This is a genomic window from Lysinibacillus sp. FSL K6-4013, from assembly GCF_038630435.1.
Lineage (GTDB): Bacteria > Bacillota > Bacilli > Bacillales_A > Planococcaceae > Lysinibacillus > Lysinibacillus boronitolerans.
The window spans coordinates 3,282,060-3,295,326 of sequence record NZ_CP152031.1; the positions used below are offsets into that span (position 1 = coordinate 3,282,060).

Genomic DNA, 13,267 nt, shown 5'->3' on the forward strand with positions numbered 1-13,267 from the left:
ATAGTTCATCAATAATTTGTGAACATGTCATGAAGAACTGCAATTCGTCATCTACATTAGAATTATTATAAACTAAGTGTAACAAATTATACGTGTTGTTTCAAATTAAAAAACTGCCCCACAATCGGAGGCAGTTTTCTCATTAATTTGTTATTGTAACAGTCTTTATTGCAATTATATTTCCATCTTTATCGTATGCAATAAACTCAATCTCATCATTGACTTTAAAGTCCTGCATAGTTTGAACAGTTTTCGTTAACATATAAACTTGATCACTACGCTTTTGCAAATCAAATTGGACATCTCCACTGATGGAATTAAAACGTACATTCATCTTTGCAACATTTGGGCAGTTACTATCAACACGAGCGCTCATTGTAATATAACCTTTTCGTAGTGAAACACTTGTTTCTTCAAATAAATCTTCCGGATTGATACAGCTTGAAGCTGACGTTTTACATAAAATTGTATCAATTAGCTTCAGGAAGACTTGATGCAATTGTAAATTATCAATCGCATGGAAGTACGTTCCGCCTGTTTCTGAAGATAATTGCATTAAAGTGGCGTCATTTACTTGTGATTTCTTGCCCATACTTACTGTGTATACTTTGACACCTTGCTTTTTCGCTTCATTTATAACTTTTGTCATTTTTGATTTACTTGTTTTACCATCAGATACAACGACAATCGCTTTGGATGTTTTCGAATCATTCGAGAATTTTGTTAAAGCAATATCAATGCCTGCAAAAATATCAGTTGCACCCTTCTCTTTTGATGCTTTATAAAGATCTTTTTTTAGCACATTTTCTGTTGTACCTTCTCCAAGCACCGTTGCTTTTGTATTCGTTTCAATGACTATGTTATTTTTAGCCTTTAATTGATTGATTAGTTCAATCATTTTCTTTCCACGATAATTTGTTGGATCAACGGCCTTCATGGAAGAGGAATAATCCACTACATAGGCAATTTCTGTTGCTAAAGAACAAGAATTTTTACTGAAGTATGGATTAGCAAAAATGTCTTTCGTTACTGTTTTATCTTTTAAACCCTTCAAGGATGTTGCGTAGCGTGGGTCTATTGGATTGACAAGTATTGCTTCCACTTTAGATTTTCCATAAATAATTGAATCAAAGTAGGCTACGGCAGTACCTGGATTCCCTGTATTATTCAATGGGTCTGAAGTGTTCGTAATGAATGAAGCTGTTTTTTCCACTCCATCATACTTAATTTTGACTGTCCCTTGATAATCCGTAATAGGCTCTCCACCTGGGCGCACTAAAGTCACCATCACTTTTGTATAACGATCTTTTCCTGATGGTCTTGATGCCGCATCGGCACTTTCCTTTAATGCCTCTACTCGTTTTTTATAGGCCTCTACTTGCCCAAGTAATTTACCGCCTTGATATTTTAATAATACTGTACGGTCATAGTTACTTAAGTTTGTGAAGATCGTATAAATCTTCATAACACTATCATAATGCTCTAATGTTAAATCCTTTTCGTCTGGCATCTTTTTCATAAGTTGAATAATAGCGCCGACTGGATTAATGTTTTCTACCTGTGAGGCAATATCATCATCAATGCCTTGAACGCGATAAATAGGACGACCATCGTCAGCAATCATATACATGATTTCCGTTATAGCTGTATTATCTTTAGTTGTAACAGAGTTTTGGAAACGCGTCTTTAAAAGTTCCTCAAATAAGTGAACAGAAATATCATAGTTTTCAAATTGTAGAATAGCATTTTCATAACCTAAAGCCGGATATTTAGGATCAGATCCACCGTAACGTAAATAGATGTTTTGCACATTCCCTAAAACGTCCTTCACATTTGTTTGCTGCCCAATACTAAATAATTTTTTATCTGAATTGGGGTCTAAAGGAACTGGGCGATAGACATCAATTAAGTTTTGCGTAAAGAACTCTGGAATATCTTCACTTTTCGGAAATTCAGGTATCACACTGCCATTATCATCTGTATTTCCTGGGTCGTATACTTGGTAATCAATACGCAATTCAGGCTGTGGTGCATAACGTACTTCTGCATTTAGCTTCTCTCCAACAAGACACTTCATTGCTGGGTCTGTATTATTAATTAGCTCAAAAGTAATGGTATCACGTACTGATTTAGTTAATTTTGGTGCTACAACGATAGCGGATACAGTTGAACCATCCGATTGAACAATATCAACTGCTTCACCTGCAGTATCAACAATATTTCCGTAGGATGCTTTCACGCGGAATGAATAGGATTTATCATCTGCGATAGGGTCACCATTACAAGCCTTTAAAGACACCGTAACAAGTGTTGTATCAACGTTATTTGCAATTAAATCAGGCTTTTCCACCACAATACTTTGCAATGCATTATTCACATTATTGGGTCCAGTAAAATCATTGGAATTATCCTTTGGCTCTTCAAAATCAGCACTACTTGAACCCATAAAACCAGGAGGTAACGTAATGCTATCATTATCACGACCAGCTGGACTACGTTTTAATCCTTGTACTGCGAAAGTGCTATTTTGAACAGCACGATATAAAAATACAGCAACATCACCACGTGTTAATTTTGTAGATGGATTGAAGCTAGCAAATGTCTTTTTGTCTGTAGAACTTGTAGATAAATCATTTGAATATAAATATTGCACTGCCTGTGGCTCATCTAAATCTAAGCCTTTAAAAGCAGCGTAAATTCGGGCAAATTGGCCACGTGTTACAGCTTTTGTTCGATTCGTATTCACATGTGTACCGTTAAATGGTAAATAAAAATCACTATAGAAATTATAAGCAACACTATCAACATAAGATAACGCATAGTTACGATCTAGCTTGGCAAACATTAGTACAAGATCGCGATCTGTCACTTGATCATTTGGTAAAAAATTATTTGCGCTATTTAAGGACATGAGATCATTATCGACCGCCCAGGAAATAGCTTTATAATTATTGCTATTTGTTGGAACATCTCTAATTGTTGTAGCTGCTTGCGTGACAGTAGGTGTCGCTGTCATCAGTAGAAGCATGAAGCAAAGCATAGCAAGCAATGCTTTTTTTACATAGGTCATTTTTGTTCCATCCTTTCTTTAGTTAAAGAACAATATGTCATCACGATAGTTTTGTTTTAAGTCATCCTCTAAATATTTCAAGAATCGTTCTAGAACAACTGACGCCTCCGCACGCGTTAGCGGTTTATTTGGATTAAAACGACCAGCAGAATCACCAATCATTAGGCCAAGCTCATTTGCAATATAGATGCCATCTCGTGCATAATTTGGAATCTGATTGTCATCTGTAAATTTAGTTAAGTAGCCAGGATCAGGGGCTCTATTTTCAAGTCCTAGAGCACGAACAAAGATAGTTGCAGCCTGTGCTCGATTAATCGCATTATCTGGCTTAAAGTAATCAGCTGATACACCTTTAATTATCCCTTTATTTAACGCTGATTCAATATAGCCGTAATCCTTGATAGAACGCTTCAAGTCTTTAAAAACACTTGTAGTAGGTGTCTTTTTTGATTTCTTTTCTTCAAACACACGTAAATCAACTGCTTTACCAATAGCCGTCGTAAAATCAATACGCTTCATTGGTGTATTAGGAGAAAAGAAGTTACTTGAATCTGAGTAAATACCTAGAGAATAAAGTTTTTCAATTGCTTCTTTCGCGTAATGGGTTGTTAAATCTCTGAATTTAGGAATGATAAGACGTTCAATTGTTGGCATGTACTCTGTATCTAAATCAAGTGTACCTTTTTGTCCTGAAGATAGGTCGTATGTATATTCAGAAATAACATCCTTTTCACTTACAACTGCATATCCACCTTCAAAACTTCCTAAGCTACCGAGATTTTCCTCATAATTTAAAACACGTGACTTACTTGTAGATAAACGATTTTTCACATGACTTGTTTTACCATCACTATAGGAATAAACAGACTCCGTGATTTGAGTTTCAGTCGCACCCCAGAAGTTCTCATAGCCTGCATGTCGGCTATCTGTTTCAATTGTTACTGTGTTTTGAACAGCATTTTTTCCTTTTCCTGTTTCAAAGGCATAGGTTTTTCTAGAAATAATATTTCCTGAGTAATAATCAGAGGCTGCACGATTATCAGTAACAGTTCCTTGTGAAAATTGATAATCGACTAACGTATAAGTAATGGCACCGATTGTAATTTTTTCAGTGTATTTCTTTACTTCACCATTGGATGTTTTTTGACCAAGAACTGCATAATCCACTACATCTGATTCATAGGCAATATTTCTTGTCAATGTAGCGCCATTGCTTGCAGTTAACTTCATGTTATACGTTTCAGTTAATTTACCTTTTGATTCTTTTTGTGCAATTTTAATATCTTTACTTGTCCCTTTAAAAATAACAGGTGTCCCAGACAGGAACACGGCTTCTTCATATGTATACTCGTTTTTTACAGCACCCGTTGTTTCTAATGAAGCAGCTGATGCATTGAACGGAATAGTAGTTCCAATCAAAAAAATAGTCAGAACTAGAAGCATTACTTTAGATAATTTTTTTTGCATTCGCTTTTCCTCTCTTTCACTGTGCATTTGCGTGCATAATGAAGCTTGTTTCTACTATCACTAAAAAAATCTGCTCGTCTTGCGAATGTATTCAAAGTAACTTTTTCATCTTTAGCTTATGAAATATATTCGCTTAAGACTCGCAAATTTTTTTAGTTTCATATTCATACTAATCTACCAAAATAAAATGAGCTTTAACAAATCGATCTGATAATACAACTAAACGATCAGATGACTGTAAGTCAGAAGCTTGAATCACCTTACCTGCTTTTATCAGTGTCGCTTGGTCAATATTCATATTAACCATTTCACCTGCTTCATACCAACGACCATTTTGCCATTGACTAACACTCTTGACATTAATAACAGCAGGATACGTAGATTTCACAGACTGTAGCTTCCCTGCGAGCATTAGAGGGGCAACAGGTTTAGCATTGTCTAAAATATGAAGAGCTTGTACATGGCCATTCTTCACATAGAAATAACCATAGTCACCCTCTGATAAGTAAAGTTCAATATCTGGCATGACACTATATGTTTTATTGCCGTCATCTACCATAGCTTTTGTGGAATTACTAACTGACAATACAGTACGATCTGCTTTTTTGAAAACATTTGATTCAATCTTCATCGCATCATCAATTTCAATTACATATCCATCAGCTTGAGATAAGCGTCCATAATATAATTCATGACCAGCAAGATTAGGTGACATAAAACTATCACTTGTTACTTGTATTACTTGAGCATAGTGATCGCGTGTAGCACCATCAGCCACGACAAAAGCAGTACCATATGCCATAAGACCAGTAGGTTCGATTAATCGCCCATTTCGAATTAAAATCGTCCCATTATGGAAATACATTGTTCCTGCTGTTTTCAGTTTCAATAGTTGGTAATCTGTATCTACAGACAGCATTGGTTCGTAATATGTTCTTTCATTATTTTTCAATACGACAATTTTCTCGATTACTTCCTTACCAAATTGTTTAACGGTCGCATAGTATGCTTCGCTACCTATATAATTTTTTAGCTGACCTTTCTCGACTTTCGTATTCCCAACATATATTGGTACTTTGGATGTAAAAGGCATAGTGGAAAGTTCATTTGTTGTTTGAGAGCCAAATTGCCAGTTAACAAAGGCATGTTGATTTTTCACGGTAAGCTTATTGGCATTAGGATTGACCGCTTGTATCTCACCTTTATATAAATTTTCTACTAGTGTACCTGTTTCACTGATAGCTACCTTTGAGATGACCGAGGAAGTTTTATTTTTAAAGCTTAATTTAACTCGATCCCCGACGTATAATGCACTAATATCCGTTGCAGAAGAACCTTTTTGATAATTGGTTTCTTTGTTTAAATAGTACGTCGTTTCTGCACCAACATCTGGTTTGACCATAATAAATAATCCATTTGGATCAATACTCGTTACGACACCAGCCATCGTTTTACCGTTGCTACTTCCAGTTGATGGTACATTTGTTTCTGTTGGTGTATTAGAGGCACCGCGAAGTTCAACAACACTTCTGAGAGAAATGTCCGCCTCGACTTCCATACCCATCTTAAAGCCCTCAATCGTTGTAGACGTATTATTAATATATAATCTAGTATTTTTATTAATATTAAACGTCACTGTTCGTCCACGATCATTTTCCAATGTAATTTTACTAAGTTGCTTTTCTATCGTACCATCAGGCTTCGTATATTCCGAAAACGTTACATCAACAAATGTCCCTGTCACTAGTTGGGCTGCTTTAGCAGATTGATTAAAGGAAAAACCAACTATCATCAGTAACGTAATCATCAGTATGTATAAATATTTTTTCAAAAAACCTGCCTCCTTACTAATTATTAGTATATCGTATTATTGGTAGTTTTTCTTATTCGAAAAGTTACATTTTAGGCCTTCTTGAATTTATTTCTAAAAACAAAAGTTGAGGTAGCTTTTAACTTCAAGCTACCTTGCCTACTTCATACTTGAATATCAATTGTATGTCCGGCTGTTGGATGTGGAGCATCTAACATTTCAACTAACTGTTCTGTATTTTGCTGTTGCATTTCCATTGCCTGTTTCGTAACAGCTAAAGATACATTTTGCATAAGTGTTGCTTGGTTCATTGCCATCGATAAAGCTGCGATATCCATCTAGTCCACCTCCTATCTAATTTATCGGACAAATAGTTTCATCATCAAGTATTTTCCCTAATTTTCTACACCACTCGATTGAAAATACAAAAACATCTATTGTCCTAACGGTTTAGATACAATAGATGTTTTTTATTACATTTTATTTTCGATTGTTTTCCAAGCTTCCTCAAAGCCAAGACCCGTTTCTGATGAGAAGACAATAAGTGAATCACTTTTTTCCATCTCCAGTGTCTCTTTGACAATTTTCTTATGTTTATCCCATTTACCTTTTGGAATTTTATCTGCCTTCGTTGCAATGACAATGCAAGGAATATTGTAATGCTTTAAAAAATCATACATCATACGATCATCAGCTGTCGGAGGATGTCGCAAATCTATAATTTGTACGACTGCTTTTAACTCCTGGCGTCCTGTAAAATAGCGCTCGATCATTTTTCCCCATGCCTCACGCTCTGTTTTAGAAACCTTTGCATAACCATACCCTGGAACATCTACAAAAAATAGCTGTTCTTCAATCTTATAAAAGTTAAGGGTTTGTGTTTTACCAGGCTTAGATGAAATACGTGCTAAAGCTTTACGTCCGATCATTCGATTTATGAAGGAAGACTTTCCTACATTCGAACGACCTGCTAATGCAAATTCTGGCAGTCCATCTTCTGGATATTGGTCTGGTCGTACCGCACTAATGACCATTTCGACATTATGGACTTTCATTTTTTTAAAAACCTCCGTCCAGCGCATAGGCTAAAACTTCATCAGCCGATGTCACTAGTTTAAATGTTAGTTGCTCGCGTACACTATCAGGAATATCCTCTATATCACGTTCATTATCCTTTGGACAAATGATTGTCGTTAATCCTGCACGGTGAGCGCTTAATGTTTTTTCTTTTAAGCCGCCGATTGGCAATACACGGCCACGCAAGGTAATCTCACCTGTCATACCTACCTCGCGGCGAATCGGGCGATGTAAAATAGCCGAAACGATAGCTGTTGCCATTGTAATACCAGCTGAAGGTCCATCTTTAGGTACTGCACCCTCTGGCACATGGATATGAATATCATGACTATCAAAAAATTCGGCATCCACATTAAGGTGTTCCATCTTCGTACGAACATAGGATAAGGCTGTTTGAGCAGATTCCTTCATTACCTCACCAAGCTTACCAGTTAGTTGTAACTTCCCTTTACCTGGTGTTAAAGAAACTTCAATTTGTAATGTATCTCCACCAACTGTTGTATAAGCAAGTCCAGTAGCGACACCCACTTGATTTTCCTTTTCAGCCTGTCCATAGCGGAAACGATGTTTACCAAGTAAATCTTGTAATGATTTTGAGCTAACCGTTACACGTTTTTTCTCACCAGATACAATTACTTTGGCAATTTTACGGCAAAGCGTAGCAATTTGTCGTTCTAAACCGCGCACTCCTGCTTCCCGAGTATAATAACGTATAATATCAGTGACTGCTTCATCTTTGATTACCACTTGCGTTTTTTTCAAGCCATGCTCTTTAAGCTGCTTTGGTATAAGATGATTTTTTGTAATTTGAGCTTTCTCGATTTCAGTATAGCCTGCAATAGATATTACTTCCATACGATCTAATAATGGTCCTGGGATGCTACTTAAATCATTGGCAGTTGCAATAAATAACACATTAGATAGATCATATGGTTCCTCAATATAATGATCACTAAATGTATTATTTTGTGCAGGGTCTAAAACTTCAAGCATGGCTGCTGCAGGGTCACCTCTAAAATCATTCGACATTTTATCGATTTCATCTAATAAAAATACTGGATTAATGGTACCTGCTTTTTTCATTCCTTGAATAATACGTCCTGGCATTGCACCAACATACGTACGTCGATGTCCGCGAATTTCCGATTCATCTCGAACACCACCTAAAGAAATACGAATAAACTTTCGATCTAAACTTTCGGCAATGGAGCGAGCTAATGATGTTTTACCAACACCTGGAGGCCCTGCTAAGCATAAAATAGGTCCTCGCAGTGAATTTTTCAGCTGACGTACTGCTAAATATTCTAGAACACGTTCTTTGACTTTTTCTAATCCATCATGATCTCGGTTTAAAATATTTTCAGCATGGGCAATATTCATGCGATCCTCTGTAGCATTTGTCCACGGTAATGAAATAAGCCAATCAATATAATTGCGAATAACACCGCTCTCAGCACTAGCTCCAGGTATTTTTTCATAGCGATCTAATTCTTTCAGTGCTGCTTCCTTTGTTGTTTCTGGCATACCAGCTTCGTCGATACGCTTCCGTAATTCTGCAACTTCTCCAGTTTTCCCTTCGCGATCTCCCAGCTCCGTTTGGATAGCTTTCATTTGCTCACGTAAATAATATTCCTTTTGCGTACGCTCCATTGACTGCTTTACTTTGGAATTAATCTTCTTTTCCAGATCCAATACTTCCTGTTCATCATGCAAGCGAATAATTAAATGATCTAGTCGTTTTTTAACGCTTAGCATTTCCAAAACTTCTTGCTTGTCGGCAATTTTAAACGGCAAATGAGAAGCAATAATATCAGCTAAACGGCCAGGCTCTTCAATATCCGTTACAGTATTGATCGTCTCAGTTGTAATTTTATTGGAGGATTTTGCATATTTTTCAAAATACGTCAACAATGTCCGCATCAATGCTTGTGTTTCTACATCTTTTTCCGTTGACTCCTCTTTAATTTCAATATCGACAACCGTATACTTCTCTAACGCACGATAGTTTTTCCACGTTGCACGAGCAACACCTTCTACAAGGATACGTAACGTGCCATTTGGTAATTTAAGCATTTGTTTGACATAAGCAATTGTACCAACTGAATACAAATCTTGCTCTTCAGGTTGTTCATCGTGCATTTCTTTTTGTGTTACCAATAAAATCATTTGGTCCTCTAACATTGCCTGCTCAAGCGCCGCTACAGAACGATTTCTACCCACATCAATATGTAACACCATCGATGGGAATACTAAAAGTCCACGCAAAGGCAATAATGGTACATTTGTTGTTTTTTGTATTGTCACCATGCGGGCATTCACCTCCGTCAAAATTTTCATGTTAACATCCCGCGCTACTAGTATGTGTTTAAAAAGTTGATTCACACTAGATATTGAAGCGAGCCAAAAATTTCTTCAAGTTACAGCTGGCTTTATGTAGGAATGAATAAAAAGCTGACTGTCGATATGTGCGAATATTGCACAATCGAAGTCAGCTAATTACTCTCTATCTCACAACGGTAGACAGCCACGTCTATTCATTATGCTGAAGTTTTAGTGTCGCTACCTTCATCGAGTTCAGTGCCATCTTCAAGAAGCAATTTCGGTTTTTCTTTATCCGTAATTGTTTTTGCTGTAATGATACATTTTTTCACGTCTTCACGTGAAGGTAATTCGTACATTACATCAAGCATTGTTGACTCAATAATTGAACGAAGACCACGCGCACCTGTTTTACGTTCAATTGCTTCCTTAGCAATTGCCACAAGAGCATCTTCATCAAATTCAAGCTCAACGCCATCTAATTCAAGCATTTTTTGATATTGCTTGGCTAGTGCATTTTTCGGCTCTGTTAAAATTTGTACTAGTGCTGCTTCGTTTAATTGCTCCAGACTCGCAAGTACAGGTAATCGACCAATGAACTCTGGTATTAAACCAAATTTCAATAAATCCTCAGGAATCAGCTTGGACATGATAGAACCTTCATCTACATCTACCTTATTCGGGTCTGAACCGAATCCTATTACTTTTTCACCCTGACGTCGTTTAATGATGGTTTCAATACCATCAAATGCACCGCCAACAATGAAAAGAATATTGGTTGTATCGATCTGTAAGAATTCTTGATGAGGATGTTTTCGTCCTCCTTGTGGTGGAACACTTGCAACTGTTCCTTCAAGAATTTTTAGGAGTGCCTGCTGAACACCTTCGCCGGAAACATCTCGTGTAATAGATGGATTTTCCGACTTACGTGCAACCTTGTCAATTTCATCAATATAGATAATCCCTTTTTCAGCGCGTTCGATATCATAATCAGCTGATTGGATTAACTTTAATAAAATATTTTCAACGTCCTCACCAACATAACCTGCTTCAGTTAAGGAGGTAGCATCCGCAATAGCGAATGGAACATTTAAAATACGTGCTAACGTTTGAGCTAATAAAGTTTTACCGCTACCAGTTGGGCCGATTAACACAATGTTCGATTTTGCTAATTCAATATCATCAATTTTACTATTCGTATTGATACGTTTATAGTGATTGTAAACTGCGACTGCCAATGCTTTTTTAGCACGCTCTTGTCCAATTACATACTCATCTAAAATCGTTAAGATTTCTTTCGGTTTTGGGATATCTTGGAATTCGATCTCCTCTTCTACACCTAGTTCCTCTACAACGATCTCTGAACAAAGCTCGATACATTCATCACAAATATAAACACCTGGACCTGCAACTAATTTACGCACTTGTTCTTGTGGTTTTCCACAGAATGAGCATTTTAAATTGCCTTTTTCATCATTAAATTTGAACAATATGTTTCACCCCTATTCAAGCAACAATCTTACAAGATTATTGAACCTTTATCAAATAAATTGTCTGCATCATTTACGCCTCAGTAATTATGCATGTGTAGATTATAACGCATCGTCATGTACTTTACTTCATTTGTCTTTCGAAGCATGCTATAGGAACCTGCTTACTTCGCCACCTTATACTGCTATAAAGTTACATTTATTCACTTCCGACACACTACAAACTACTGATCTCTATTTATAAATCTACTACATTCATCAACCAAGGGTATATCACTCAAAAAATAAATTTTATTTAGTTAGAACCTTTCTGAATGAAGTTAAGTTTAGCATCGTATCAATTTCGCCTTGACTCTAATAGCGCCAGGACTTCATCTAAATCCTTGCCGCCTGCCAGCAGGCACTATCTTCATTCAGTCGTGGTTTAAACACACACTAAAAAGGTTAAAAGGCTTACAGCTCGCCATCTATGTGAGATGGGAGTTTTTTGTACCTGACATAATACTTTGGATACAAAAACATCTGCTGAATGAAGATAAAAACTAAAACAATACTATGTATAAGTGAAGTATAAAGTGAATTAAATGTTAAGGGGACTGATTGCTAAGAGTTTATGTGATAAAACAAGGCACGGATGAATGCCGTACCTTGTTTTTTTTGGGCTATCTAATTACACAAAATCTTATTCAGTAATTTTAGCGTTTTCTACTAAAAATTCAACTGTTTTTTGGATTTTGATGTCATTTTCAAGTACTGCTGTTCCACCTAAAGCACTTGTGATTTGATCTTTTGTCATGTTAAATTGAGCAGCCATTTTTTCTAATTCTGCTTCAATATCAGCTTCAGATGCTTCAATTTTTTCAGCTTCAGCAATTGCTTCAAGTGTTAATGATACACGCACACGGCTTTCAGCTTCTTCTTTCATTTGGCCACGTAAGTCTTCTTCTGATTGACCAGAGAATTGGTAATAAAGGTCTAGATTCATACCTTGCATTTGTAAACGTTGACCAAATTCTTGTAACATACGATCAGTTTCAGAGTTGATCATACCTGCTGGTACTTCAAAATCCGCATTTTCAGCTGCTTTTTCTACAAGCTCATCACGAAGAGCTGCATCTGATTCTGTTTCTTTTTGAGCTGCAGTTTGTTCTTTAATTTTAGCGCGTAAAGCTTCAACGCCTTCAACTTCTGGATCTAATTCTTTTGCAAATTCATCATTTAACTCAGGAAGAACTTTTGTTTTAACTTCTTTCACAGTTACTTTGAAAGTAGCTTCTTTACCAGCTAATTCAGCTGCATGATATTCTTCTGGGAATGTAACAACAACATCTTTAGATTCGCCAGCTTTAACACCAACTAGTTGCTCTTCAAAACCTGGAATGAATGAACCTGAACCGATTTCTAGTGGATAGTCTTCACCTTTACCACCTTCAAAAGCTTCTTCGCCAACGAAACCTTCGAAGTCGATCACAGCTGTATCACCTTCTACGATTGCTTCGTCTTCTTTGATTTCAAGCTCTGCTTTACGAGCTAATTGATCTTGAATTTGTGCATCAACTTCTTCATCCGTTACTTCTACTGGAAGTTTAGATACTTCTAGACCTTTATAGTCTCCTAGCTTTGGTTCTGGTTTCACTGTTACTTGTGCAGTGAATGTGAAATCTTGGCCGTGTACAAAGTTTTCTGTACCAGCGATTTCTGGGTAATCAACTGGCATAATTCCAGCTTCATCAATTGCTTTTGCATAAGATTCAGGAACGATGATTTCTAATGCATCTTGGTATAGAGATTCGATACCAAAACGTTGTTCGAACATTTTACGAGGCATTTTACCTTTACGGAAACCTGGTACGTTAATTTGTTTTACAACTTTTTTGAACGCTTGGTCCATTGCTGCGTCTATTTCTGCAGCAGGTACTTCGATTGTAAGAGTACCGATATTACCTTCTTGTTTTTCCCATTTTGCTGACATGTATAAATACCTCCAAATAAATAATCAAGTTTAGATGTTAGACAATTCATTCGTAACTACGA

Annotated in this window: 8 protein-coding genes; all 8 read right to left on the bottom strand. The window is 36.6% G+C overall.

All coding sequences use genetic code 11. The features are described 5' to 3' along the window. Positions 1 to 142: 142 nt before the first annotated feature. Complete coding sequence (locus tag MHB39_RS16240; protein WP_342544553.1) at positions 143 to 3,070, bottom strand: VWA domain-containing protein; 2,928 nt, start codon at positions 3,068 to 3,070, stop codon at positions 143 to 145. 18 nt (positions 3,071 to 3,088) lie between these two features. Beyond that, positions 3,089 to 4,537: an S-layer homology domain-containing protein gene (locus MHB39_RS16245; protein ID WP_258859788.1), complete on the bottom strand. Its 1,449-nt coding sequence runs from the start codon at positions 4,535 to 4,537 to the stop codon at positions 3,089 to 3,091. Positions 4,538 to 4,706: 169 nt separating this feature from the next. Beyond that, entirely contained in the window at positions 4,707 to 6,368 is a 1,662-nt protein-coding gene (locus MHB39_RS16250; protein WP_342544556.1) for a hypothetical protein, read from the bottom strand. Positions 6,369 to 6,511: 143 nt separating this feature from the next. Further along, a complete protein-coding gene (locus MHB39_RS16255) occupies positions 6,512 to 6,685 on the bottom strand; it encodes a YjfB family protein (RefSeq protein ID WP_081011007.1) in 174 nt (57 codons plus the stop codon). Between the two features lie 135 nt (positions 6,686 to 6,820). Next, positions 6,821 to 7,402 (bottom strand): ribosome biogenesis GTP-binding protein YihA/YsxC, encoded by a 582-nt coding sequence (gene yihA / locus MHB39_RS16260; protein ID WP_048395121.1) that lies wholly within the window; start codon positions 7,400 to 7,402, stop codon positions 6,821 to 6,823. A 4-nt stretch (positions 7,403 to 7,406) separates the two neighbouring features. After that, positions 7,407 to 9,731: an endopeptidase La gene (lon, locus tag MHB39_RS16265; protein WP_342546930.1), complete on the bottom strand. Its 2,325-nt coding sequence runs from the start codon at positions 9,729 to 9,731 to the stop codon at positions 7,407 to 7,409. A gap of 230 nt (positions 9,732 to 9,961) precedes the next feature. Next, positions 9,962 to 11,233 carry an ATP-dependent protease ATP-binding subunit ClpX gene (gene clpX, locus MHB39_RS16270; RefSeq protein WP_036075657.1) on the bottom strand — a complete coding sequence of 424 codons (1,272 nt, stop codon included), beginning with the start codon at positions 11,231 to 11,233 and terminating at the stop codon, positions 9,962 to 9,964. Positions 11,234 to 11,915: 682 nt separating this feature from the next. Next, the gene (gene tig / locus MHB39_RS16275) at positions 11,916 to 13,205 is read right to left on the bottom strand and encodes a trigger factor (protein WP_048395116.1); all 1,290 of its coding nucleotides are present in this window, start codon (positions 13,203 to 13,205) and stop codon (positions 11,916 to 11,918) included. Positions 13,206 to 13,267 lie beyond the last annotated feature (62 nt).